This window comes from Nitrobacter sp. NHB1 (assembly GCF_036964665.1).
GTDB lineage: Bacteria > Pseudomonadota > Alphaproteobacteria > Rhizobiales > Xanthobacteraceae > Nitrobacter.
The window spans coordinates 2343085-2367149 of record NZ_JBAMDA010000001.1; the positions used below are offsets into that span (position 1 = coordinate 2343085).

At 60.8% G+C, this 24065-nt stretch carries 21 protein-coding genes, 1 tRNA gene, 1 pseudogene and 2 riboswitches; of the genes and pseudogenes, 14 read left to right on the forward strand and 9 right to left on the reverse strand.

Going from position 1 to position 24065, the window contains the following annotated elements:
• Positions 1 to 2796, reverse strand: a complete 2796-nt coding sequence (locus tag V4R08_RS10890; protein ID WP_335579367.1) for a [protein-PII] uridylyltransferase — start codon at positions 2794 to 2796, stop codon at positions 1 to 3.
• Positions 2797 to 3001: 205 nt separating this feature from the next.
• Here V4R08_RS10890 and V4R08_RS10895 point away from each other — a divergent pair, with 205 nt between their 5' ends.
• Positions 3002 to 4006 carry an Hsp33 family molecular chaperone gene (locus V4R08_RS10895; RefSeq protein WP_335579368.1) on the forward strand — a complete coding sequence of 335 codons (1005 nt, stop codon included), beginning with the start codon at positions 3002 to 3004 and terminating at the stop codon, positions 4004 to 4006.
• Between the two features lie 45 nt (positions 4007 to 4051).
• On the opposite strand, the gene apaG is transcribed toward V4R08_RS10895, so the two are convergent.
• Positions 4052 to 4447: a Co2+/Mg2+ efflux facilitator ApaG/CorD gene (gene apaG / locus V4R08_RS10900; RefSeq protein ID WP_335579369.1), complete on the reverse strand. Its 396-nt coding sequence runs from the start codon at positions 4445 to 4447 to the stop codon at positions 4052 to 4054.
• Between the two features lie 333 nt (positions 4448 to 4780).
• On the opposite strand from apaG, the gene V4R08_RS10905 reads away from it, so the two are divergent.
• The 3 genes from V4R08_RS10905 to V4R08_RS10915 are packed head-to-tail and all read left to right on the forward strand — an operon-like array spanning position 4781 to position 7763.
• Complete coding sequence (locus tag V4R08_RS10905; protein WP_335579370.1) at positions 4781 to 6025, forward strand: OpgC family protein; 1245 nt, start codon at positions 4781 to 4783, stop codon at positions 6023 to 6025.
• Positions 6022 to 6783, forward strand: a complete 762-nt coding sequence (locus tag V4R08_RS10910) for a GDSL-type esterase/lipase family protein (RefSeq protein ID WP_335579371.1) — start codon at positions 6022 to 6024, stop codon at positions 6781 to 6783. Before V4R08_RS10905 ends, V4R08_RS10910 begins: the two co-directional genes overlap by 4 nt.
• Positions 6783 to 7763, forward strand: coding sequence for an SGNH/GDSL hydrolase family protein (locus V4R08_RS10915; protein ID WP_335579372.1), 981 nt, complete (start codon positions 6783 to 6785; stop codon positions 7761 to 7763). The genes V4R08_RS10910 and V4R08_RS10915 overlap by 1 nt, the downstream gene beginning before the upstream one ends.
• A gap of 76 nt (positions 7764 to 7839) precedes the next feature.
• Here the strand turns inward: V4R08_RS10915 and V4R08_RS10920 are convergent, their stop codons facing one another.
• A complete protein-coding gene (locus V4R08_RS10920; RefSeq protein ID WP_335579373.1) occupies positions 7840 to 9033 on the reverse strand; it encodes an O-succinylhomoserine sulfhydrylase in 1194 nt (397 codons plus the stop codon).
• A gap of 71 nt (positions 9034 to 9104) precedes the next feature.
• Positions 9105 to 9184, reverse strand: a riboswitch (SAM riboswitch).
• 163 nt (positions 9185 to 9347) lie between these two features.
• On the opposite strand from V4R08_RS10920, the gene V4R08_RS10925 reads away from it, so the two are divergent.
• Positions 9348 to 10454, forward strand: a complete 1107-nt coding sequence (locus tag V4R08_RS10925) for a 2'-deoxycytidine 5'-triphosphate deaminase (protein WP_335579374.1) — start codon at positions 9348 to 9350, stop codon at positions 10452 to 10454.
• Between the two features lie 91 nt (positions 10455 to 10545).
• Positions 10546 to 10606: riboswitch (Fluoride riboswitch) on the forward strand.
• Positions 10607 to 10740: 134 nt separating this feature from the next.
• Here V4R08_RS10925 and V4R08_RS10930 read toward each other — a convergent pair.
• Positions 10741 to 11079, reverse strand: coding sequence for a cytochrome c oxidase assembly protein (locus V4R08_RS10930; RefSeq protein WP_335579375.1), 339 nt, complete (start codon positions 11077 to 11079; stop codon positions 10741 to 10743).
• A gap of 211 nt (positions 11080 to 11290) precedes the next feature.
• Here V4R08_RS10930 and V4R08_RS10935 point away from each other — a divergent pair, with 211 nt between their 5' ends.
• Both V4R08_RS10935 and V4R08_RS10940 read left to right on the forward strand, forming a co-directional pair.
• Entirely contained in the window at positions 11291 to 12487 is a 1197-nt protein-coding gene (locus V4R08_RS10935; protein ID WP_335579376.1) for an FAD-binding domain, read from the forward strand.
• Positions 12488 to 12496: 9 nt separating this feature from the next.
• The gene (locus tag V4R08_RS10940) at positions 12497 to 12829 is read left to right on the forward strand and encodes a chloride channel protein (RefSeq protein WP_335579377.1); all 333 of its coding nucleotides are present in this window, start codon (positions 12497 to 12499) and stop codon (positions 12827 to 12829) included.
• A 79-nt stretch (positions 12830 to 12908) separates the two neighbouring features.
• Here the strand turns inward: V4R08_RS10940 and V4R08_RS10945 are convergent.
• Positions 12909 to 13318 (reverse strand): annotated as a pseudogene (locus V4R08_RS10945) (transposase); the annotation flags it as partial.
• A 29-nt stretch (positions 13319 to 13347) separates the two neighbouring features.
• Positions 13348 to 14727 (reverse strand): MFS transporter, encoded by a 1380-nt coding sequence (locus V4R08_RS10950; protein WP_335579378.1) that lies wholly within the window; start codon positions 14725 to 14727, stop codon positions 13348 to 13350.
• Between the two features lie 452 nt (positions 14728 to 15179).
• On the opposite strand from V4R08_RS10950, the gene V4R08_RS10955 reads away from it, so the two are divergent.
• The 4 genes from V4R08_RS10955 to V4R08_RS10970 all read left to right on the forward strand — a co-directional run bounded on the left by V4R08_RS10955 (position 15180) and on the right by V4R08_RS10970 (position 19629).
• Positions 15180 to 15983, forward strand: a complete 804-nt coding sequence (locus tag V4R08_RS10955; RefSeq protein ID WP_335579379.1) for a Crp/Fnr family transcriptional regulator — start codon at positions 15180 to 15182, stop codon at positions 15981 to 15983.
• Between the two features lie 143 nt (positions 15984 to 16126).
• Positions 16127 to 17815 (forward strand): glycosyltransferase family 39 protein, encoded by a 1689-nt coding sequence (locus V4R08_RS10960; RefSeq protein ID WP_335579380.1) that lies wholly within the window; start codon positions 16127 to 16129, stop codon positions 17813 to 17815.
• Positions 17816 to 18071: 256 nt separating this feature from the next.
• A complete protein-coding gene (locus V4R08_RS10965; RefSeq protein WP_335579381.1) occupies positions 18072 to 19193 on the forward strand; it encodes a cytochrome c oxidase assembly protein in 1122 nt (373 codons plus the stop codon).
• Between the two features lie 19 nt (positions 19194 to 19212).
• Positions 19213 to 19629 carry a copper chaperone PCu(A)C gene (locus V4R08_RS10970; protein WP_335579382.1) on the forward strand — a complete coding sequence of 139 codons (417 nt, stop codon included), beginning with the start codon at positions 19213 to 19215 and terminating at the stop codon, positions 19627 to 19629.
• Between the two features lie 9 nt (positions 19630 to 19638).
• Here V4R08_RS10970 and V4R08_RS10975 read toward each other — a convergent pair whose 3' ends face one another.
• Positions 19639 to 20328 carry an SCO family protein gene (locus tag V4R08_RS10975; protein ID WP_335579383.1) on the reverse strand — a complete coding sequence of 230 codons (690 nt, stop codon included), beginning with the start codon at positions 20326 to 20328 and terminating at the stop codon, positions 19639 to 19641.
• 287 nt (positions 20329 to 20615) lie between these two features.
• Here V4R08_RS10975 and V4R08_RS10980 point away from each other — a divergent pair, with 287 nt between their 5' ends.
• Entirely contained in the window at positions 20616 to 21824 is a 1209-nt protein-coding gene (locus V4R08_RS10980) for a cytochrome c oxidase assembly protein (RefSeq protein WP_335579384.1), read from the forward strand.
• Between the two features lie 310 nt (positions 21825 to 22134).
• On the opposite strand, the gene V4R08_RS10985 is transcribed toward V4R08_RS10980, so the two are convergent.
• Positions 22135 to 22497 (reverse strand): LysR substrate-binding domain-containing protein, encoded by a 363-nt coding sequence (locus tag V4R08_RS10985; RefSeq protein WP_335579385.1) that lies wholly within the window; start codon positions 22495 to 22497, stop codon positions 22135 to 22137.
• A gap of 504 nt (positions 22498 to 23001) precedes the next feature.
• Between V4R08_RS10985 and V4R08_RS10990 the strand changes: the two genes are divergently transcribed.
• Both V4R08_RS10990 and V4R08_RS10995 read left to right on the forward strand, forming a co-directional pair.
• Positions 23002 to 23075 (forward strand) — tRNA-Gly (locus V4R08_RS10990).
• 32 nt (positions 23076 to 23107) lie between these two features.
• Positions 23108 to 23680: a hypothetical protein gene (locus tag V4R08_RS10995; protein WP_335579386.1), complete on the forward strand. Its 573-nt coding sequence runs from the start codon at positions 23108 to 23110 to the stop codon at positions 23678 to 23680.
• A gap of 25 nt (positions 23681 to 23705) precedes the next feature.
• Here the strand turns inward: V4R08_RS10995 and V4R08_RS11000 are convergent, their stop codons facing one another.
• Positions 23706 to 24062 carry a cupredoxin domain-containing protein gene (locus tag V4R08_RS11000; protein WP_335579387.1) on the reverse strand — a complete coding sequence of 119 codons (357 nt, stop codon included), beginning with the start codon at positions 24060 to 24062 and terminating at the stop codon, positions 23706 to 23708.
• Between the last annotated feature and the right edge of the window lie 3 nt (positions 24063 to 24065).

Consider the following 24065-nt stretch of genomic DNA (forward strand, 5'->3'; position numbering starts at 1 on the left):
TCAGACGACAGATTGTTCCGCCGCACCGCCGTTGGCGAGCAGATGGACCAGCGCGCGCTTAATCGCGGCCTGCCGCGTCGGGGCGGTGATCCGGGCGCCGAGCAGGTCGGTGACGTAGAACACGTCGCGCGCACGCTCGCCGAATGTCGCCACGTGGGCGGACGCGATGTTGAGGTTGAGCTTCGAGATCGCCGCGGTGAGCTGGAACAGCAGGCCGGGACGGTCCAGTCCCGAAACCTCGATCATGGTATGGCGGTCCGACCACTGATTGTTGACAGTGACCTTGGGTTCGACCACGAACGGCCGCAGCCTGGTCTTTCCGGCGGCGCGGCGCGCCACCACGTCGGGCAGGCGCAGACGGCCCTCCAGCACCTGCCGGATGATCTCGCCGATGCGGGCGGCGCGCCGAGCCTCGTCCTCGTCGCGGTCGTATTCGCGGGAGATCGCGATGGTGTCGAGCGCCTGCCCGTCGGTGGTCGTATAGATCTGCGCATCGACGATGTTGGCACCGGCCGACGCGCACGCTCCGGCGATGATCGACAGCAGCCAGGGATGGTCGGCGGCAAGGATCGTCAGCTCGGTGACGCCGCGCGCCTCGTCGAAGCCGACGTTGATGTTGAGCTTCCGGCCGCTCTGCTCGCTGGCGCGCAGGAAACGCGCATGCCTGATCTTGTGCGCGAGATCGACCTTGAGCCAGTAGGCCGGATAATGCCGCGCAACATAGGCATTGAATTCCCGTTCGGGCCATTCGGGGAAGGCAGCGCGGAACTCGGCCTGGGCCTCCGCGATGCGCTGGACGCGATTGACCTCGGAGAAGCCGCCCGTCAGCACCGGTTCCGTCTCATAATAAAGTGTGCGCAGCAGTTGCGCCTTCCAGCCGTTCCAGACGCCGGGGCCGACGCCACGGATGTCGGCGGCGGTCAGGATCGCCAAGAGCTTCATCTGCTCGACCGACTGCACCACGGCCGCGAAATTCTCGATGGTCTTGCGGTCGGAGAGGTCGCGCGACTGAGCCACTTTGGACATCGTCAGATGCTGTTCGATCAGCCATGCGATCAGTTCGGTGTCGGATGGGTTGAAGCCGAGGCGCGGGCACAACCTGCGCGCCACCCTGGCGCCCGCGATCGAATGATCCTCGGGCCGGCCCTTTGCGATGTCGTGAAGCAGGGTCGTGATGTAAATGACGGGCCGGTGTTCGGGGCGGATCTTGCGCATCAGCTCGCTGGCGAGAGCGAGTTCGTCGTTGCCGCCACGCTCGATGTCCTGAAGGATGCCGATGCAGCGGATCAGATGCTCGTCCACCGTGTAGTGATGGTACATGTTGAACTGCATCATCGAAACGATCTTGCCGAAGGCGCGGATGAAATGACCGAGCACCCCGGTCTCGTTCATCCGGCGCAGCACTGTTTCCGCGTCGTTCGACGTCAGGATTTCCATGAACAGCCGGTTGGCTTCCGGATTTTCGCGAAGCTGCGCGTTAATCAGCCGCCGCGACCGCGTCACGGTCCGCAAGGCGTCCGGATGGAAGGCCAGGTTGTTCTTCTGCGCGAGACGGAACATGCGGATCAGGTTGACGGGATCGCGCTTGAAGACGTCGGGCGCGGCGAGATTGATGCGGTTGTTGTCGATCATGAAGTCGTCGCCGTCTGGAACCCGCCGCAGCTCCGTGCCGGGCCGTCGTCTCGACATCATGCGGCTGAGAACCGGTGCCGGCTTGGCCTGCTGGTCTTCGAGCTTGGCGCAAAGAATCGCTGTGAGGTCGCCGACATCCTTGGCGGTCAGGAAGTAGTGCTTCATGAAGCGCTCGACATCCTGCATCCCGGGATGAGACGTATATCCAAGCCGCACCGCGATCTCGCGCTGCAAGTCGAACGACAGCCGTTCCTCGGCCCTCCCTGTCGCGAAGTGCAGGTTGCAGCGGACCGACCACAGGAAATCGGCGCAGCGGCGGAAGGTCCGGTACTCGCGGGCATCGAACACCCCGCACTCCAGCAACTCGCGGCTTTCATGGACCCGGTAGACATACTTCGCGATCCAGAACAGCGTGTGCAGGTCGCGCAATCCCCCCTTGCCGTCCTTGACGTTGGGCTCGACCAGATAGCGCGACTGGCCGGCGCGGCGATGGCGTTCCTCGCGCTCGGCAAGCTTGGCGGCGACGAATTCTGCTGCCGTTCCCTGCACCACCTCCGTGTCGAACCGGGTAACCAGTTCGTCGTAAAGCGCGCGGTCGCCGGCGAGGAACCGGGTTTCCAGAATCCCGGTGCGGACGGTCATGTCGCGGCGCGCCTGCCGGATCGATTCGTCGACCGAGCGCGTCGCGTGGCCGACGGTCAGCCCCATGTCCCACAGGCAATACAGGATAGCCTCGGCGACCTGTTCGCCCCACGCGGTCTGCTTGTACGGCAGAATGAACAGCAGATCGATATCGGATTCCGGCGCCATCAGACCGCGGCCGTAGCCGCCGGTCGCCACCACGGCCATGCGCTCGCCGTCGGAGGGGATCGGGGAATGATAGAGATGACGGGTCGCGGCCGAAAACGACAGGCGGATGATTTCGTCCTGGACGAAACAAAGCCGTTCGGCGCAGCGCCGCCCGTGGCGGTCGCGCAAAAGCTTCGCCTGCGCCGCATCGCGCACCTTCGCAAGCTCGGCCTTCAAAAACCGGGACACCGCGGCGCGGAAGACGTCCTCGTGCCCGGCGTGCTTCTCGGCCAGCGCATCGATGTCGCCGGTGATCCTGGCGGTATCGAAGCCGTCGCCGGCTCCGGCCGCGTCATTTGTCGTTGCGAGATCCATCGCCTACCCCGATAACGGACGCCACGCGGGCTGTCACCGGAGATTGTCGGCCGCACGCGCCGGATCCATGCCCCGCGCCACCGGCTTTGCGCAACGATATACTCCGGCCGAGAGTGTCCTGACGAACGCAGGACGCGGGCAAAGGCGTGCCAAACCCGGCTTTGAGGGGTTTCGATCCCGGCCCGCCGACCCCAGATAGAGCGGCATGACCTCACAAATGTCCGACCCCGCCATTTCGCTTGAAACCCCCGTGCGCGCGCCTTCGTCTGTTCCGGTCGATGACGCCGTGATTCCGTTCGAGGTGAGCGCGCTCGATCTGCGCGGCCGGCTGACCCGGCTCGGGCCGGCGCTCGACGAACTTTTGGTCCGGCATGACTATCCCGCGCCGGTCGCCAAGCTGCTCGGCGAGGCGGTGGTGCTGACAACGCTGCTCGGCTCCTCGCTCAAGTTCGACGGCCGCTTCATCCTGCAAACCCAGACCGACGGACCGGTGTCGTTCCTGATCGTCGACTTTCGGGCGCCGGCAAGGCTGCGGGCCTATGCCCGTTTCGACCAGACACGACTCGGCGATGCGCCGGATTCGGGCGCGCTGCTCGGCCGCGGCCATCTCGCCATGACCATCGATCAGGGCCCGGACATGAGCCGCTATCAGGGCCTGGTGGCGCTGGAGGGCGGCAGCCTCGAAGATGCGGCGCATGAATATTTCCTGCGCTCGGAACAGATTCCGACGCGGGTCCGGCTCGCGGTCGGCGAGGAGTGGCGCAGGGACGGCGATGGACCGAAGCGCGGCTGGCGCGGCGGCGGCATGTTGCTGCAATTCCTGCCCAAGGCGCCGGAGCGCGCGCGTCAGGCCGATCTCGATCCCGGCGACGCTCCGGACGGCAGCGCCGTGCATACGGCGGCGGAGGACGATGCCTGGGTCGAGGGCCAGTCGCTGATCGGCACCGTCGAGGACATCGAACTGATCGACCCCGATTTGTCCGGAGAACGCCTGCTGTACCGGCTGTTCCATGAGCGTGGCGTCAGGGTGTTTCCACCGCAGGCGCTGCACGCGCAATGTTCATGCTCGCGCGACGCGGTGGAGGCGATGCTGAAGAGCTTCGCGCCGCAGGACCGCTCCGGGATGGTGAAGGACGGCAAGGTCGCCGTGACCTGCGAGTTCTGCAGTTCGGTGTACGAATTCACGCCGCAGGAAGCCGGCGTGGAATAGTGCGGCGCGACCCCTGCGTCGGCGTCGCGTCGCAGCGCCGCTACTTCAGTTCAGCACGCGCTTGCTGTCGGGGCTGTCGAGCGAGAAGGTGGGAACATCGATTTCGAACGGCTCGCCGCTTCGGATCGAGATCATCTGGTAGCAGCCGCTCATGAACCCGGTGGCGGTCGGCAGAGGAACGCCGCTGGTGTATTCGAAGCGCTCGCCGGGCGCGAGCACCGGCTGTTCGCCGACCACGCCCTCGCCGCGGACTTCCTGCTTGCGTCCCGAGGCATCGGTGATGATCCAGTGCCGGGTGCGCAACTGGACGGTATCCGGCCCGGCGTTGGTGATGACCACGGTGTAGGACCAGAAAAAATGGCCTCGCTCGGCGGACGACCGCTCCGGCATGAAGTTCGGCTCGACGGTGACTTCGATCTGGCGGGTAACGGCACGATACATCGGAGACTCTCTATAGCGTTTTCGAGCGAAGCATATCCTCGGGCCTGACCCGAGGCTGGGTACCGGTTCGCATAAAGAAAACGCGTCAAAACATAAAGGCTTGAGCCCGGCTTTGATCCCAAAAAAAGCCGGATAGCTCTCGGTATCGGGGATCATAACGAAAACAGGCGCGGGAACCAGCCCCACCTGCTTGTGATGGCGCGTCCGCATGGTTTCCGGACTATAACACCCACCGCAATATTGCCTTTTGTCACCGTTAGCCCGAAGCCGTTCCTCGTAAATCATTCTCGATCGCCGGGAGGCGATTGCAGGCATTTCGAAGCGGTGCTCACGATGTCCGTTGCCAATCAGGTTGTCGGAGCCCGCGCCGGGGCGGCGGCAGATGGCGTCACGCGCAATGCGCCGGACGGTTCGGTTCCGGCCGCACCCCTCGAACGCGAGCTACGGCTCGACCTGTTCCGCGGGCTGGCGCTGTGGCTGATCTTCATCGACCATCTGCCGCAGCACCTTCTGACCTGGGTCACCATCCGCAATTACGGCTTCAGCGACGCCACCGAGATTTTCATCTTCATCTCGGGCTATACGGCCGCCCTCGTCTACGGCCGCGTGATGCGGGAGCGCGGATTCGTCGTCGCCGCCGCGCGCATTCTCAAGCGCGTCTGGCAGATCTACGTGGCGCATATCTTTCTGTTCACGATCTTTCTCGCGGAAATTTCCTACGTCGCGAGCAGCTTCGAGAATCCGCTTTACACCGAGGAAATGGGCATTCTCGATTTCCTCAAGCATCCCGATATCACGATCGTGCAGGCGCTGCTGCTGAAATTCCGGCCCGTCAACATGGACGTGCTGCCGCTCTACATCGCACTGATGCTGTTTTTTTCGCCGATGCTGGCACTGATGCAGCGCAGGGCCGATCTTGGGCTGGCGCTGTCGGCGGGTCTTTATGCCCTCACCTGGTGGTTCGATCTGGCGCTGCCAGCCTATCCCAACGGGGTCTGGTTCTTCAATCCGTTCGCCTGGCAACTGATGTTCGTGTTCGGCGCGTGGTGCGCGCTCGGAGGCGCGAAGCGCATGTCGCGCATCCTGTCGTCGCCGGTCACGCTGTGGATTTGCGCCGCCTATCTGCTGTTCGCCTTCTACACGACGCTGACCTGGCATGTGCCGCAGCTCCACCATTTGATGCCGGGCATCGTCGAGCAGTGGATGTATCCGATCGACAAGACCAATCTCGACGTGCTGCGCATCGCCCATTTCCTGGCGCTGGCCGCGCTGACCGTCCGCTTCGTGCCCAGGGACTGGCCGGGGCTGACCTCGCCGTGGCTGCGGCCGCTGGTCCTGTGCGGCCAGCATTCGCTGGAGATTTTCTGCATCGGCGTCTTCCTGGCCTTTGCCGGACAGTTCATTCTGGCCGAGGCGTCCGGCGGCGCCGGGCTTCATTTCGTCATCAGTCTTTGCGGAATTCTCATCATGTCCGGCGCCGCATGGGTATTTTCGTGGTACAAAAAGGTTGCAGGCAAGGGCGGAAGTCGTACCAAATCCGCCGACGGCGACGCGGATCTTGCGGGAGGAGGAGCATGAGGGCCGGCTGGACGTCGGTCTTGCTGGTGCTGGCCGGTCTGACGGCCAGTGCTTTCGCGCGCGCCGACGATCCGCCCAAGAGCTGCGACGTTCCGGCCTATCTGCTGACCAGCGAGAGCCCGCTGTCCCGGGTCGCCTCGGCGGTCAAGGCCGGCGGCCCGCTCGATATCCTGGTTGTGGGCAGCCGTTCCTCAACCATCGCCGGGGCGGAGGGCGACGCCTATCCGGCGAGATTGCAGGCCGCACTTCGCGAGAAATTGCCGGGCATCACCGTGAACGTGTCGGTGGAACTGGCGCCCCGGAAGACCGCGGGGGATATCGCGCCCGGCCTCGGCAAGCTCGCGCAGGCAAAAAAACCGACCCTGGTGGTGTGGCAGACCGGCACCGTCGATGCTATCCGCTCCGTCGATGACGACACCTTTCACGATACCATCGACCAGGGCGTAACTGCATTGCAAAATGCCGGGACTGACGTTGTCCTGATGAATATGCAATACAGCCCGCGTACGGAAACCATGGTTTCACCGACCTCCTATATCGACAACATGCGGGTGGTGGCGCAGCAGCACGACGTTCCGCTGTTCGACCGGTTTGCGATCATGAACCACTGGAATGAAAGCGGCGAATTCGATTTGTTCAGTCCGGTGCGCGGTGCCGATCTGGCCAAACGCGTTCACAATTGTCTCGGCCGCGCCTTGTCCACATTCGTGATCGATACCGCTCATATCAATCCTGCCGAACTCGGGACCCGGCGCTAATGACGATCCGAAGCCGCTTCTCCACAACCGCCGGCCCGGCTGTGCTGGCGATCATGGTGATGAGCGCATCGACCTCGACCGTGGTCGCGCAAACCGTGCCGGCTACCGCTACGGCGCGACCTATGGGCGGCGCGGGCCTGTCCGCACCGTCTTCGTCCGGTGTCGCGGCGGCTGGCTCCGGCACGCCAACGCAGACCCTGTCCGGAAAGGCGACCGACAGGGTGACGACGGCGGTGCGCGCCCGCGACATCTTCAGCCGCGTCCCCTGCCTGCCGCCGAAGGGCGTCTCGCAGTCGATGGGGTCGCTGCCGCATATGGCGGCCAAGCTCGCCGCCCACAAGCCGGTCGTCATCGTCGCCTTTGGCTCGTCATCGACGCAAGGCTACGGCGCCACGTCGCCCGAATTCAATTATCCGAACCGGCTGGCGGCCCGGTTGCACCGCAAATATCCGGCGGCCGCCATCACCATGCTCAATCGCGGCAAGGGCGGCGAGGACGCGCCCGAAATGATGAAGCGGCTGCAATCGGAAGTGATCGATGCGAAGCCGGACATGGTGATCTGGCAGGTCGGCACCAACGCGGTGCTGCGCAATCTCGACCCCTCGAGCACCGCGAAACTCGTCGAAGCCGGCGTCGCGACCATTCAGGCCTCCGGCGCCGATCTGGTTCTGGTCGATCCGCAATACGCACCCGCCGTCAATGCCAGGGGCGAGAAGGCCGGCAGGATGGTCAGTCTGCTGAGCAGGGTCGCGCACTACAGGCACGTCGGGATTTTCCCGCGTTTCGAGGTCATGCGCGACTGGCACGACCGGCAGTCGCTGCCGTTCGACACCTTCGTGACCAAAGACGGCCTGCACATGAACGACTGGGGTTACGCCTGTTTCGCCCAGTTGCTCGGCGATGACATCATCCAGTCGGTGGACCAGGTCCAGGCCGGCGTCAGCCCGCCGCAGGCCGCGACGGCCTTCCGGCCGTTGTGATGTCGTTGTGTCCCGGAACGCGGTGCGGCGCTCTTCACGCCGCTCCGCAGTGCGCAGCATCCGGGACACGCTGCTCTCACACCGTCTCCAGCGCACTGACGAGATCCTCGATCAGGTCGTCCTTGTGTTCGAGGCCGGCCGAATAGCGGATGAAGCCTTCGCCGATGCCCAGGCCGGCGCGAACCTCCGGCGCGAGCCGCTGGTGGGTGGTGGTGGCCGGGTGGGTCACCAGGCTCTTGGCGTCGCCGAGGTTGTTCGAGATGCGCGCGAGCTTGAGCGCGTTGAGACAGCGGAAGGCGCCCGCCTTGCCGCCCTTGACCTCGAATCCGATCAGCGTCGAGCCGGCGCGCATCTGCTTTTTCACAAGCGCCGCCTGCGGATGGTCCGGCCGGCCGGGATAGATGAGGCGGGACACTTTCGGGTGCGACGCCAGCGCATCCGCGATCGCGGCGGCGCTCTCGGTCTGCTGGCGCACGCGGACGCCGAGCGTCTCCAACCCTTTCAGGAGAACCCAGGCGTTGAACGGCGAGATCGACGGCCCGGTCTGGCGTATAAAGGTCTGCAGGTGATCCTGAACGAAGGCGTTCGACGACAGGATGACGCCGCCCAGCGTTCGTCCCTGACCGTCGATATGCTTGGTCGCCGAATACACCACGATGTCGGCGCCAAGCGCCAACGGGCTTTGCCAGATCGGCGTCGCGAACACATTGTCGACGATCAGCCGCGCGCCGGCCTGATGCGCGATCTCGGCGATGCCGCCGATGTCGAGCACGTCGAGCGTCGGGTTGGTCGGGCTTTCGATGAAGCAGGTCCTGGTGTTCGGCCGCATCGCCTTGCGCCACTGCTCGAGATCGAGGCCATCGACCAGCGTGGACTCGATGCCGTAGCGCGGCAGCAGGTCCTCGACCACGTAGCGGCAGGAGCCGAACAGGGCCTTGGCCGCGACAACGTGATCGCCGGCCTTCAACGGCGCGAGCATCGCGGTCGTCACCGCCGCCATGCCTGTCGCGGTGGCGCGCGCGGCTTCCGCGCCTTCGAGTTCGGCCATGCGCTGCTCAAACATGGCGACGGTCGGGTTGGAGTAGCGCGAATAGATGAAACCCGGATCCTCGCCCTTGAACCGCGCCTCGCACTGTTCGGCGGTGTCGTAGACATAGCCCTGGGTCAGGAACAGCGCTTCCGAGGTCTCGGCGAACTGCGAGCGCATCGTCCCGGAATGAACCAGCCGGGTTTCAGTGCGATATTGGGCGGTAGGCGAAGACTGCGACATGTGACCTCCTGCGCGACCGCTTTGGAAAACGGTCACAAAAAAACCGGCCTGGGAAAACTCCACAAGCCGGGATCACATTGTCCCCGGCCTGTTTAGCAACTTGTTTAACGTGGCTGCAAGCCGGCCGGCTCAAATCACCACGGGATGGGTCATGCTCTTAATCCGGCATAGCCTTCCCGTCAAGCGAGGGAACTGACACTCTCAAAGACACTCGCTGAAACGAGATGCGAATGTTAGAACCAGACCTCAGCCATCGGATAACCGGTAAAGCGTCTGTTTTCAGGGTCTATTGGCGAGAGCCGCAAGGACGTCCCGTGCCATTCACGCTTCCTCCCGACGCCAATGGCATTCTGCCCGACCGCATGATCGCGGCGATGGCGGACGCCGGCCTGATCCTGCCCGAGTACCCCTTCGTCGAGAGCCAGATCCAGCCGGCGAGTCTCGATCTGCGGCTCGGCGCCATGGCCTACCGGGTGCGCGCCAGCTTTCTGCCCGGGCCGGGCGCAACCGTCGCTGAACGCATCGACGAGTTGAAGCTGCACGAAATCGATCTGTCCGACGGCGCGGTGCTGGAGACCAACTGCGTCTACATCGTGCCGCTGCTGGAGAGCCTGGCACTGCCGCCCGAGATCGTCGCCGCCGCCAATCCGAAAAGCTCGACCGGGCGGCTCGACGTGTTCACGCGCGTGATCGCCGACGGCACCCGGCGCTTCGACATGATCGGCGCCGGCTATCACGGTCCGCTTTATGCGGAAATCAGTCCGAAGACGTTTCCGGTGTTGCTGCGCGAGGGATCGCGGCTGTCGCAGGTCCGCTTCCGCAGCGGCGACGCCATTCTCGACGCCGACGAACTCGACGCGCTGCATGCGCGGGAACGGCTGGTCGATAGCGACGACACCGATTTCGCCAACGGCGTGGCGCTCAGCGTCGATCTCTCGGGCGAGAACGCCGACGGCTTTGTCGGCTATCGCGCCAAGCGTCATACCGGCGTGATCGATATTGATCGCCGCGGCCGCTATGCGGTCGGCGAGTTCTGGGAGCCGATCGCGGCGCGGCCGGACGGCAGCCTGATCCTCGATCCCGGCGAGTTCTACATCCTCGCATCAAAAGAAGCCGTGCAGGTGCCGCCCGATTACGCCGCGGAAATGGTGCCGTTCGATCCACTGGTCGGCGAGTTCCGGGTGCACTATGCCGGCTTCTTCGATCCCGGCTTCGGTTATGCCGGCGCCGGCGGACAGGGTTCGCGCGCGGTGCTGGAGGTGCGCTCGCGCGAGGTGCCGTTCATTCTCGAGCATGGCCAGATCGTCGGCCGTCTTGTTTATGAGAAGATGCTGGCGCGGCCCGACGCGATCTACGGCCAGCGCATCGGCTCCAACTATCAGGCCCAGGGCCTCAAGCTGTCGAAGCATTTCCGGGTGTAGCGGACCGGAGGCGGATAGCCGTTATTGCGACGGGGTGGCGCGCAGCTTCGCAAGCGGACTTGACCGGTTCGCCGATCCGGCTAGCATGAACGAGATCGATGGGGATGAAGTTCCCCGATACCCGCCGCAAGGCTGATGACTCCTACCGGGCGCTTTCGCGTCGGTAGGAGCTGTTTCCTCCCCCGTTGCGCCCGAGAAAGGGCGCTTATGACCAGACTTCCGAATTCGCTGTTGGTCTCGTTATGGGGCGTCGGCATCTGCTGGGTTGCCGTTGCGATCACATACCTCACAGATTCCGAAACACTCCGGTGGTTTCCCTGCTGGTTTCGCTGGTGGTTCTGAGGATCGGCTCATTGCCGAGATTCTCGGCCGTGAAGAAAACCATCTTCTGCTCCCCGAGATGAACCGTCACGAAACGCTGTTCCGGCTCGAACCGCCACGGCAGATCCGGTGCGACATTAGTATCGAACCTAACGGTGACGGTCTTGCTGGAGACAGCAGTCGGATCCGAATACACCCGCTGCGTCGTTCCTCCGTATCCGGTTGCACTGCAGAACACACGATACAGCTCCGGCGAGTAGGCAACGAGCCCGATCATGATGCCAAGCACGACGACGACAGGCACGAGAACGTTCAGGTGCTTCCGATAGCGCGGGTTCCACAGGTCGACCTGTCATCGCTCATCGGCATGTCTTAAAAGTGCCGTAAGCGGGCGATTGAACAAAGCAAGCACTCAGTTACCCCGCGCAAATCCTAGAGGTAATTTGGTGGCTCGATTATATTGCAGCTCGGACTTAGAAGCCGAACGTGATCCCAGGTCAAATGGGCCTTCTGCAATGAAAACAGTCCTAATTTCGGGAGCCGGCATCGCCGGACCAACGCTCGGCTTCTGGCTGAAAGCAGCCGGCTTCGAGCCGACGCTAATTGAGCGCGCGCCAGCGCTGCGCAGCGGCGGCTATGTAATCGACTTCTGGGGGCTTGGCCTCGACATTTCTGAGCGCATGGGGATGGTCACCGAGATCAATCGCGTTGGCTACAACGTGCGGGAAATGCGAATCGTCAACGATCGCGGTCGGCGCGCGGCGGGTTTTGGGACCGAGCTCGTCACGGAGTTGGCCGGTGGGCGCTACGTGACGCTGCCCCGCAGCGAGCTTTCGCGTTTGCTATTCGAAAAAATCAAAGCCAGCGCAGAAGTTATTTTCGACGACGAGATTGTCGGCCTTAACGAGCAGCCCGACTGCGTGGGGGTTCAATTGAAGCATTCCGGCGAACGTCAGTTTGACCTTGTGATCGGCGCCGATGGCCTGCACTCGACCGTTCGCAAGCTTGCCTTTGGTCCGATGCAGCAGTTCGAGAAAGACCTTGGTTACATCGTCGCCGCGTTCGAGGTCCGGAGCTACCGTCCGCGCGACGAAGACGTGTATCTGATGTACGGGCAACCGGGAAGGATGGTTGGGCGCTTTACGTTGCGCGATGACTGCACGTTGTTCTTGTTTGTTTTTTCAGCTAACGACGATTCGTTACCTTCCACGCTTGACCAGCAGAAGAACACCTTACACCGAACATATGCTGCCTGTGGGTGGGAATGTCCGTCGATTCTGAAAGAATTGGACCGCACAACCGAGCTTTATTTCGACCGCGTCAGTCAGATCAGGATGAGCAACTGGTCAAAGGGGCGCATCGCCCTTATTGGGGATGCTGCCTTCTGCGTCTCCCTGCTGGCCGGACAAGGTTCTGCATTGGCGATGATCTCGGCCTACGTGCTGGCGGGGGAGCTTGCGCAAGCGGGTGGGCGATATCAGCAAGCCTTCGACAAATATGAAGCGCGCTTGCGCCAGTTCATTGAAATGAAGCAGCGAGGCGCCGAACGGTTCGCCGGCGCCCTTGCACCGAAGACCCGATGGGGCCTCTGTTTTCGTAATCAAGTGATAAGGGCATTTGCGATTCCCGGACTGGCAAAGGTTGCCATCGGCCGGGAGATGATCGACACCTTGCGGCTTCCCGAGTATGATTTTCGTCGCCAACACCATTGAACAACGTTCATGAATTATAAGCCAGATGATAGCGGCATCCCCAACATCCGCGGCAAGGTGGCGATCGTCAAGGCGCTAGCCTCATCGCTATCGATCGGCAGCGGCGCTGCGGTCGGTCGCGAAGGTCCGATCATCCAGATCGGCTCGGCACTGGGCTCCGCATCCGCGCAAGTGATACGGCTGTCGAACTGGCAGAAAATTACCCTGCTGTCGGCAGGGGCAGGAGCAGGGATCGCAGCGACCTTCAACACACCCCTCGGCGGCGTGCTTTCAAAAGAAGATTATGAACAACATGTCGGCCATCCTGCAGCACGCGCCACTTCTGTTCTGGGTCGCGGTTAGCAAGCCGAGGCTCGTGCCTTGGAAGGCGTCCTTGCCCGCAACCTGCTCCGATCGACAGTCGAAGTTGCCCGAACCCACCGAGCTTGCGTGCGAGCGCGACATTGGCACGCTTCATGCTGCGACGCTGCGCCACGTCGAGCGCCCAACGCTTGGGGCTCGAGAAGCGCGTCGCTCGTGTCAGCATGATGTGCGCCGCTTCCAAGAGCGCTGTTCGCACCATGGCGTCGCCGACCGTGCTAACGCCGCCGTCCCAGCCGGTTTCGCCTGATTGATATTTCTTGGGGGTCAACCCGAAGTAGACTCCGACCGTACTGGATTTTCCAAACCGCGTCGGGTCGTCCACCGCCGAGCGATAGGTCAGGGCGACCACGGCGCCGACGCCGGGTGTGCTCATCGATCTCCGGCAGACCTTATCAGCGGCGCGATCTTCAGCATCTCGCGATGAAGCTTGGTGAACGCGCACCATAACGCCGTCCGCGCCGCCAGCATCGCGCCGAAGCTCGCCGACAAATGGAGAGCTAAGCCGCGCTGGTAAGTTCTTCCACCTTCGCCGCATCGAAAAATTTGGGATCGACTTTGAGATAGGCAAGCTTTTCCTCAGCGATCACAACGGCGTCGGCCACGCCTGGCATTTGACGCAGCTTGCCAGCAAGGCTCTCTGCGCTTGCAGCTTGGGCGTCAGAGATCCGCACGAGATGCGTTGTCAGATAGCGAGGACGCGCCATCGTCACCGCGGCAGCGAGCCATAGAAGCGCAAGGACGGCTGATAATATGAATACGCCAGCGTTGCCGGCATTCTGGTGCATCCAGCCGCCTGCGGCGCCACCTACGAAAATTCCCAAGAATTGCGAACTCGAATACACTCCCGCCGCCGTACCCTTGGCGTCGGGTGGCGCGGTCTTGGTGATGAGAGAAGGCAGACTCGCCTCCATGATGTTGAAGCCAGCAAAAAAGATCGTAATCGCCGCGAGCTGAACATAGACATCGCGGCCGCTGAAAACGAGCATGATCTGACTGGCTGCGAGCGTCCCCACGGCGCTTACGAACACAGCTTTCATGCACCGGTATTTTTCGGCGACGATGATCGCTGGGACCATCACTATGATGGACAGAAGCAGGACCGGCAAATAGACGATCCACTGGCTGCGGCTCGTTACGTTGAGCCCTTCATGCAGGAGTCCCGGCACGACGAGGAAACTCGCCGTCAGCATGGCGTGCAAGGCGAAGATACCAAAATCAAGGCGGAGCAGTTCCGTGTTTTTCAGCACGGATCCCAGCATAGCCGGCACCGTCCCGGCATCGCGATGCAGACTCAGACGGCTCGGACTTGGCACGATGAATAGGGTGATGCCTATACCGAGCAGGGCCAATCCTGCCATCAGCCAGAAGATCCCAGCGATACCGGCAAGGCCGGCGACGATGGGTCCCACGACCAGAGCAATCATGAATGAGGTTCCGATGGTGATACCCACCATCGCCATCGCCTTGGTCCGGTTTTCTTCTGAGGTAAGGTCTGCCACCAGCGCCAGAATGACTGAACCAACCGCACCTGAACCTTGCAGCACTCGTCCGATAATCACGCCGTCGATTGAGCTTGAGACAGCTGCGACCGCACTACCAATGCCGAACACCGTGAGTCCCAACACGATTAGGATCTTGCGGCCGATCTTATCGGACAGAATACCGAAGGGTATCTGCAGGAGCCCCTGGCTCAAGCCGTAGATGCCGAGCGCCAGCCCGATCTTGTAGGCTGTTGCCCCTGAAAGATCGCGCGCATAAACAGCAAACACTGGGTAGATCATGAATAGGCCGAGAAGCCTTACCGAAAAAACGGCCGCAAGCGAGGCAGCTGCACGAAATTCCCGTTTATCCATGGTGCCTGTTTCGCTAAGGGTCATCCTGAGCATTACCTTAAGCTTCGAGCACCTCTTCGTCTCGAATATATAATCTGAGCCGCGTTTCACCTACCAGCCCAAGGGCAGCCGTCAAGAAGGGCCTTGCCGCTCTTGCACGGCCCGTTCTTGTTGGCGATTGCGAACAGGGCGGACATCATGAGGCGTTCAGGCTTGGCTCGCCAAACATGAACTCGGATCGCCACCACCGATTGTACGTTAGCGTACTTGGCGATCCAGCATTCGCAATCGCACATGACTGCAGTCTTTTATACTCTAGCATTCTCATACTTTTAGTTCGATGCAAGCGGTGCTCTGACAACCAGACGAGCGTGTTGTGACTGGATGCTGCCGATTTATGTCCAGGCAAGCCTTGCCTGAGCGCGCAACAAACTCTACGCTTTGTCGCTAATGCTTACGCCCATTATCACTGGGCACGGCAACCGAAAGCGCAAACGGTGACAGAGGTTCGGAACAAGCTGCTTCGTCTCATTCCGGGCGACGAGCTCTCCCGCATTGTCGGGCTTTGCGAGCGTATTTCGCTTCGGCCACATCAGGTTCTTCATCATTACAGACTGCCGATGGAGCATGTCTACTTCGTCGAAAGCGGACTCGTGTCAGTCGCAGCGCGCGTAGGTCACGAAGAATTCGTTGAGGTCTGGTTGATCGGGTCAGAAGGATTGGTTGGTGCGCCGGTCTTGCTTGCGCCTAAGACTGTACCTCTGCACCGTAGAACCGTCCAGGTGAGCGGCGAAGCGCTACGGATCAGGACAGGTGATTTCTCGAAAATTCTCGACGATCTCCCGCACTTGCGTTCAGTCGTGGAACGATACCTGGCCGCCGTTCTGGTGCAGACCTCGCAATCGGGGGCTTGCAATGCCTACCATGGTGTCAAGCAGAGGCTTGCCCGCTGGCTGCTTGTTGCTCGCAATGCTCTGGGCAAGGACGAGATGCCGCTCACGCATGTGATGCTGGCAGAACTACTCGGCGTCCGGCGCGCCAGCGTGACCGAGTGTCTCGAAGTCCTCCAGAAAACAGGGATGATCTCAACCAAGCGAGGCTGGGTGACGGTGGAGGACGCTGTTGGACTAACGAAGCTGTGCTGCGATTGTTTTGGCCTAATCGAACGCGAATATCGCCGCCATCTGCTCTCAACGGATCATACCGACTCCCGTCCTGAAGAGGACGCCGCGATCACGACTACCGTTGCCCGGAGACAATCAGAATCCGCGGATCGAGAGCTGAGCCGTCCTTCCGACTAGATCTCGGCGCCGCTTCAACGAGCTTCGTATCGGTTTCGGAGCCGACAGGATTCCTTGCAGCGGCATCTATCGAGGATTACAAGATTGTCAAAAAGCGCTGAAAGGTTGATCGGCGCCTTGCCCTCACGACCCACCCCGATGGTATGATCGACAACGCAACCGAAATGAAGCCGGCCGAGGCTTGCCTCTCCAGCCGCACGCGTGTCTTGTCCTTGAGGTGGGCCAGCCGCCTTGAAGCCTGTGATATCGCTACCGCGGTCCTCATCGCCGCGCTGGTGGTGCTCGCGCTCTTGACCTTCAAAGAGTACGCGATCTCTAACGACGAACCAGTGCAACATCACTACGGCGAATTGATTCTCCGCTACTATGGCAGCGGCTTCCATGATCAGCGCGTATTTGGCTTCGACAACCTTTACCTCTATGGCGGGCTGTTCGATATCATCGCAGTCGGCCTCAGCCACCTGCTCCCGATCGATCCGTATGAACTCCGCCATATTCTATGCGCACTGATCGGCGTCGCTGGGATCGGAGCCGCTGCAGCAACTGCGCGACTGATTGCAGGGCCGCGCGCCGGCCTGATCGCCGCAATCGCCTTGAGTGTCTGCGGCGTCTGGTACGGCGCTATGTTCAATCACACAAAGGACATCCCGTTTGCCGCGGCGATGATGGGCGCGACGCTGTTCCTGATCCGCCTTGCGCGCTCGCTGCCCAGACCTCGCGTCGGCGACATCGTTGCCTTCGGACTGCTGACTGGGGCGGCGCTCGGCATGCGGGTCCTAGGTCTGCTGCTTGTCATCTATATCGGCTTCGCAATCGCTCTTTACCTGCCGCGGCCATGGCTAAATCAGGGTCGCGCGCGCTGGCATTTCGTCGTTGAATCTTCGCTACGCCTGATCCCGGCGCTGTTCCTTGCGTACGCCATCATGATCCTGGCATGGCCCTGGGCGGCATTGGCGCCGCTGAATCCAATCCGGGGCCTGCTCGCATTCTCGGAATTTCATTATCCCATCCGAACCGTCCTCGACGGCAACATCTACGAGATGGCGCATGTGCCGCGGCTCTATGTTCCGACCTACATTCTGATTCGGGTGCCGCTGCTGACACTGTTCGGCGCGGTGCTGGGTTTGGCTTTCGCGCTGTTACCGCGCTTGGTTGCGGGCCGGACGCAAGCTCTGCAAAGAGACATCATCCTGATCGGGCTGACGGTAATTTTTCCACTAGCCTGCCAGGTGATCTGCGATGGCCCGGCGTTTACCGGATTGCGTCATTTCCTGTTCGTGATCCCAGCGCTGGCGGTGCTCGCGGGCGTCGGTCTCGATGTGGCGGCGACGACACTCTCGGGGCGCAGCCGCGTGATGGCTTTCGGAGCGCTCGCAGCGATGAGCGCATGCTTCCTCTGGAACGCATTGACGCTGGTCGAACTCCATCCTTACGAATACTTGTTCTACAACCCGCTGGTGGGAGGGCTCCAAGGCGTGTCGCGGCGCTATGTCCTCGACTACTGGTTCGACAGCATGCCCGAGGCGATCCATGAGCTGGAAACCTATGTTCGGGCTACTGATCCTGTCGGTGCGGGCCGCGGGCCGGTACCGGTCTATTCGGTGGCGGTGTGCGGAATCCGCCTCTCATTCGAGAAGACGGTCACGCTGCCGCGGTTGCGCTTCACGCCGCGCTGGGATCAGTCGCAATTTTTCATCGCGCCCACCCATATGAATTGTGACCGCGCTCTTGACGGCAAGGTGGTCGGCACCGTGAAACGTCTTGGCGTCGTCATCGCCTACGTCAAGGATCGGCGAGCACTAACCGCGCCCGTGGCAACCGCTACGCGGTAGATCAGTCCTCGTAGCTGTGCGCAGGCAAGAAAGGATACAGGTTGATAAAGCTGATCTTATCAAACCATCATCATGATATTTTGCACCGGTCAGCTTGGTGTTCGCACGCAGCGCTTGTCCATTCGCTTCGAAAAGTTTGCCTAGCAAGTCCTCGCCTTCTGCGGATTTGCCCAGTCTTCTACCGCAATGACCTATCGGTCTCGTCCCTATCAACTCGACGCGGTCCATCGTACGAAATGGAGAATACCCGCTGAAATTGCGGAGCGATGCACATTCGGCGTTGTTGGCTCAATTTGCCTACTCATCACAATTTAATGACCAGAGCAGGGAAAACGCCTCCGACCTTACCCCAATCTTGCACGAAGATCGCAAAAACGCTAACCATCAGCTCATGGCTCAGGCCGAAAACCATAGTCCATCCACTATCGTTTCGAGTGCAGTAGTCAGGGCGTACGGCGCGGTATATTGCGCTATCGCAATCGCTGCGCTCTCCCTGTGGTGGCTTGCCCGGACACATGCGCCGCTCCTGCCGCTATGGGCGCCCTGGGAGTTTTCCTGGTTCGAATTCCTGTCGGTGTGGCTGACGATCTATTGGTACATCCGCGGCATTACTTCGATAACAGCTAATGAGCGTCCCTCTCTCCTACGGCGAATATCTTTCTTCACCGGAATGCTCGTCATCTATGCGGTGCTCGAAACCCACTTCGAGTACCTGGCCGAACATCAATTCTTTTTCAACCGTATTCAGCACGTCGTCATGCACCATCTCGGGCCCTTGCTGATTGCCCTGAGCTGGCCAGGTGCTGAAATCAAACGGGGTATGCCGGCATCACTGCGACGTGTGGTCGAGCACAAAATCCCAATCAGTATCGTTTATATTCTTCAGCAGCCGATATTGGCGGCGGTCCTGTTCGTCGGTTCATTCTTTTTCTGGCTCATTCCCTCGATCCACTTCCACGCCATGATCGACCCCCGTCTTTTTGCGCTGATGAACTGGACAATGGTCATCGACGGCATCCTGTTCTGGTGCCTGGTGCTCGATCCGCGTCCATCGCCGCCGGCGCGGGTATCGTTCGGCGGCCGGGCCGCGCTGGCCGTGGCGGTCATGTTCCCGCAAATTCTCGGTGGTGCGATCATCGTGTTCAATCCGCATGATCTTTATTCGTTCTACGATCTCTGTGGGCGGATCTATCCAAATCTTGGAGCACATTACGACCAGACCATTGGAGGTCTGATTACCTGGATCCCGCCGGCGATGATGAGTGTGATCGCGCTCTTGTTGGTCTTGAATGCCATGCGGTTGTCGGAAGAAAGGAATTTCGCCAATGACGCCAAAGAGATCGATCCTACAATTAATGCCAGCCCGTGGACGGGGTAATAACACGATTGTTTTTGGCGTGGTCGCGCTCGCCGGTCTTGTCATTGCGGGGAGCACGGCGGCCGTCGCGGGCGGTATCACCATCGATAAGCCGTGGCTGAGGTTCATCATCAAGGATCGGCCGGCCAGCGGCTATTTCACCTTGCGTAACGATACCGACCAGAACATCGAATTGACCGGTGCGTCCTCCACCGGCTGCGGCATGATGATGCTACATCAGAGCAAGGATGTGGGTGGGGCCGAGAAGATGCTGCCGGTCAAAAGCGTCACGGTGCCCGCGCATGGCACTCTGAGCTTTACCCCCGGAAGCTATCACCTGATGTGCATGAACCCACAAAGCACAGTCACCGTCGGTAGCGCCGTGCCCGTTATTTTGAAATTCGCTGACGGCCAAATGATAAGCGCCGACTTCCCGGTAAAAGGGCCCGGCGGATAACGCGGCGGATCAGATCTTATTCTCGATCCACTGCCACAGGCTCAAATGGCCGGACTCCGATACCAGTTGTCGCAGATCGGCGGTCATGCCGGTGAGATTGGCATTCGGTACCGCGAGGCCCGTAAACAAGAGTCTGATCGCGCCATTGCGGTCGAACACATAAACCGCAGAACCATGGGTGACCTCGGGGGGATTACCATTGCTTGCGGGCTGCACCGAGTAGGCCACACGATAGCGCTTGGCGAGGATGGCGAGTTGATCGGGCGTGCCACGCAAACCAACGACCTGTGGCGCGAACGCGGTAGTGTAGCTTTTCAGTATGGGCAGTGTGTCGCGGTTGGGGTCTACGGTGACAAACAATACCTGCACACCATCCCCGTCCTTTCCGAGCGTCTTGAGCATGGTGCCGATGTCAAGCAGCGTGGTCGGGCAGACATCTGGACAAGATGTATATCCGAAATAGAGCAGAACGACCTTGCCCTTGAAGTCAGCCGACGTGACCGTTTTGCCGTCCGATGCGCGCGTCATCGTAAAATCAAGCGAGGGAAGAACGCCGGTCATATCGGTCGAGTTCCAGGCTTTTGCCTCGGACCCGGTGACCAGCAGGGCCGCTAACAGACCCGCAGCAAATATTCTACAGATCGTGTTGCGCACCGCGCACCACGAATCCGGTCTCTGCGAGCCCATCAGATTTGACATGAACATCTCCTGCACAATGTGAACTACCATGTTATCCGCCGCAGCCGATTCAGTCAGCGTTCGACGCGTCCGGTCGGTACGGGACCGTACCTGTCGATCCATTTAAGGAGCGGAGTAGAACATCTTCACCTCGTAAAGGGACGGGCCAATCAGTACAAAGCCCTAATGAACGTGGGGATCAAAAAGCCGTGTTATTGCCCTGCTAGCCCGCATTTGCATTGCTTCACCCACGCTCAGGGTTTACGACCCCGTTCGGGGACTGCAATCACCAGCGCGAGCACATGCCATTGTCCAGCCCATTGTCCAGCGTCGTCGACTGTCCTCCTCAAAAACGCCGATTATCGTTTTTTCTTCGCAAGCCGACTTTGTGGCTGTGCGCAATTGCAATGATCCTAGGATTGCTGGCTGAATGGAGTTGGATACAGTTCACACGCGAAGGCATCGTTCGGCATGGCCGGACGTTCGATCCGGCCATCATTGTTGCGGCTGCGTTGGTCTGCGCTATCTACGCTATCGGAGTAGCACGTGGTGCCACATCGACCATCCCGCAGCGGCATTGGCGTCACGCTGCTTTTGCTGTCGGCATTGGAACGGTGCTGTTGGCATTGGAGGCGCCGCTGGGCACGCTGGCACGGCAACTCTTTTTGGCGCGACAGCTACAGGATTTGCTGCTCGGCGTTGTAGCCCCTATCCTGATCGTGTTCGCGATACCCAGGACGGCACTCATCGCCGGCCTATCTGGAGAATCGCGAAGTAACGCATCTCCTTTCGAGGTCGATGATACCGAACTGCGAGCCGATTCCTGGCGGTGGAACGGGGCCGCGACGGCGTTGTCCATCGGGGTCCTGTATGTGTGGCTCTATCCTCCATTTCAAAACGCGGCTGCCACAAACTCACTTACCGAAATGGCGTTGAACGTGACGACGTTCGGCGCTGCACTCCTGTTCTGGAGTTTCATCTTCGATTTTCGCCCTCTCCCGGCAGGGGCAGGCTACGGTAGTCGCCTCATGATGCTGTGGATCGTGTCACTCTCGCATATCGCGGTTGGCGCATACCTGACAACAAAGACCGAAATCCTCTATTCGGCGTATGGCACGGCCGGACGGTTCTTCGGCATCAGCCCGCTCACGGACGAGACGACCGGTGGTTTCATTATCTGGGTGCCGAGCGCACTGCTCTGTCTCGCTGCAATCATCATGGTGATCCATCTGTGGGGGCGGCATGAGGACCGAATCTGGGCAAAATATTCAGGATGGTCATCTTCGAATTCTGCCGCCTTGTTGTTTCCGACCACCGGTGAGCAACTCATCGCCTTGGCGCGACCAAAAAATCGGGTGCAGGCTATCGGTGTGACGGCTTTCGTCATTGCCGTGTTCGGGTTTACGATTTTCGGAGGAATCCTCAATCACATCAACAATAGACGTCACCCCAACCGTGGCCCGCTGGTGGCGCAACATTTGCCGGTACATTCGACAACTAGCCACTCAGTGGAATGAGTCGAGAGCTGAACTCTGCCGAGGAGCTTGGCCAAAAAGGCGACATAGCCCCCGTTGCCGGGGTCCCTCTCTTCGATCTTTTCATGGCTATCGGAAGTCTGCGCACGACCGCAACGGATCGTTACCGTGGATAGATCCGAAGACCATCGGACACCGCATGAGGGAGCCGTCTGCCCAGTACGCATAAAATCGGACGCAGATCGCGTAAACGCAACCGCTCCCCCGAAAAATCAACAGTGAAAACAAGCGTCACGCCATAGCAGCGGAAGATCCAACGACAAAAACGTTATTGTTTGAGGTGCCCTCCAATTTATACTCCGTAGGAGGCAAGCAAGGCCTTCTCCGCGTGGCTCGCATATCGCTCCTTGTGCCGCAACATGAAGAACGGTCGCTGCGGTAGGTCAATCTTGACGCGGTGAAGCGTTCTAGCGGTCAGCGAGGGCTTCACGACAAGGTCTGAAATCGCGATGGCGCAGTCGCCTGTTTCGACAGCGGCGCGCACGGCTTCGTTGGATGGAAGTTCCAGCGCAATCCGAAGATCGGAAAGTTTGATGCCGGATTTCCGAAGCGCTGCTTCGAACATTGACCTCGTACCGGAGCCTTGTTCTCGTAATACCCAGGCGGTCGTTGTCAAATTCTTCGGCGTGATCTTTGTTCGGCCCAAGGGGCGCACTCCACTCCTCGACGCCGCGACTGAAACTTGGCCTCAGCATCAGCGTCCTTACGGAGACCAATTTAACGTCGGCTTGTTCGGCGACTTTGGCTGGGTCAGTGGCGCACGCTGCGTCTGCCGCCGAGGCGGAGCTACGTTTGAGACGGGTATTCATTGGGCAGTCGCTTTCTGTCCTGCCCTGCGATGCCAAAGCGATTGGCACCCTATGTTTGCGGACCACCTTCCGGGCGGGGACCAATCCGTCGAAGTCCCACTCTTCACACAGGCATTGCGCTCAACATGTCGGAGGGGGTGCGAATAACAAGCGATGAGATCGGCGGAGCGGCTTCTTTCCGATCACATGGTAAATCCGTGGTACGGACTGGCGCGGACTGGATCGGCCTTGGAATATCAGTATAAAGTCGCGGGCAGGCAATCAGCCTACCGACATCACGATGACACAACGATGCGAAAAGAAAATCAGACTGAAATTTCTTACAATAGTCTGATTTCATTCATGAATATGCGGGCGTAGTTCAATGGTAGAACGGCAGCTTCCCAAGCTGCATACGAGGGTTCGATTCCCTTCGCCCGCTCCAGCTTCGCCGCTTGAGACAGACCAGGAGGGCTCTTGACCGGGATGGCCGCGCCGCATGACAGCAGCCGTAACGGCCTCCTCAAGACCGGTGCCGCGGGCGTCGGAACCGGCATTGTGACGCCGCTGATCCAGCCGCTGATCGACCAGATCAATGGTTCGCCGGGCGATTTGCGGATTGCGCTTCTGGCGGTGCCGTTCGCGATCCTCGTCCTCGTTCTGATCCTGATCGACTCGGACAATCCGCGGTGGGCGGCGCTGGCCGGAGCCGTGGTGACGGTGCTCGCCTTCGTCTGTGCGGTCAACGCGGCAATCTGGATCGACGGACAGATGTCCGATTCCGAAAACGCCGTGAGAAATGTTCTGTCCGGTCTGGCCGGGGGGTTCGTCGGCTCCGGCATCCTGGCGCTCGGCATCAGCCTGCTGCCGGCCGGCCCACTCGATCCGCTGGCGTGGCTGCCGATGCTGGTGATCGGCACCAGTGCCGGCACGCTGCTCGCGCTGGACAACGCGCTGAACCTCGATCTGCTGTCGATGCTCTATCCGGTCTGGCAGGCCGGCGTCGCCATCTGCCTGGCGATGGCGTTGCGGCGCACGCAACCCACCTGACCGCGCGTATCAAACCTGAAACGCGCTATGGCGCGATTGTCAGCCTGCCCTTCATGTTGGGATGGTAGCGGCAATAATAGTCGACCACCCCCGGCTTCTTCAACACCAATGTCACAGTCTTCTGCGGCGGCAATTCGACGTCCCAGTCGCCGTTTCGTGCCGTCGCGCTATGCACGAAGACGTCGTTGTTGACCCATTCGACGGTGTCGCCGACCTTGGCGGTCGTCTCTGCCGGCGCGTAAACAAGATCGTGTATCGAGATTTGAACCGTCGCCGCACGGGCCGGGACGGATATTCCCAAAGCTGCGATCCCCAGGACTGCGATCCCCAAGACTGCTGTCCTCAAGACTGCAACGATCAGGACATGTCCGCCCCGCTTCATGGA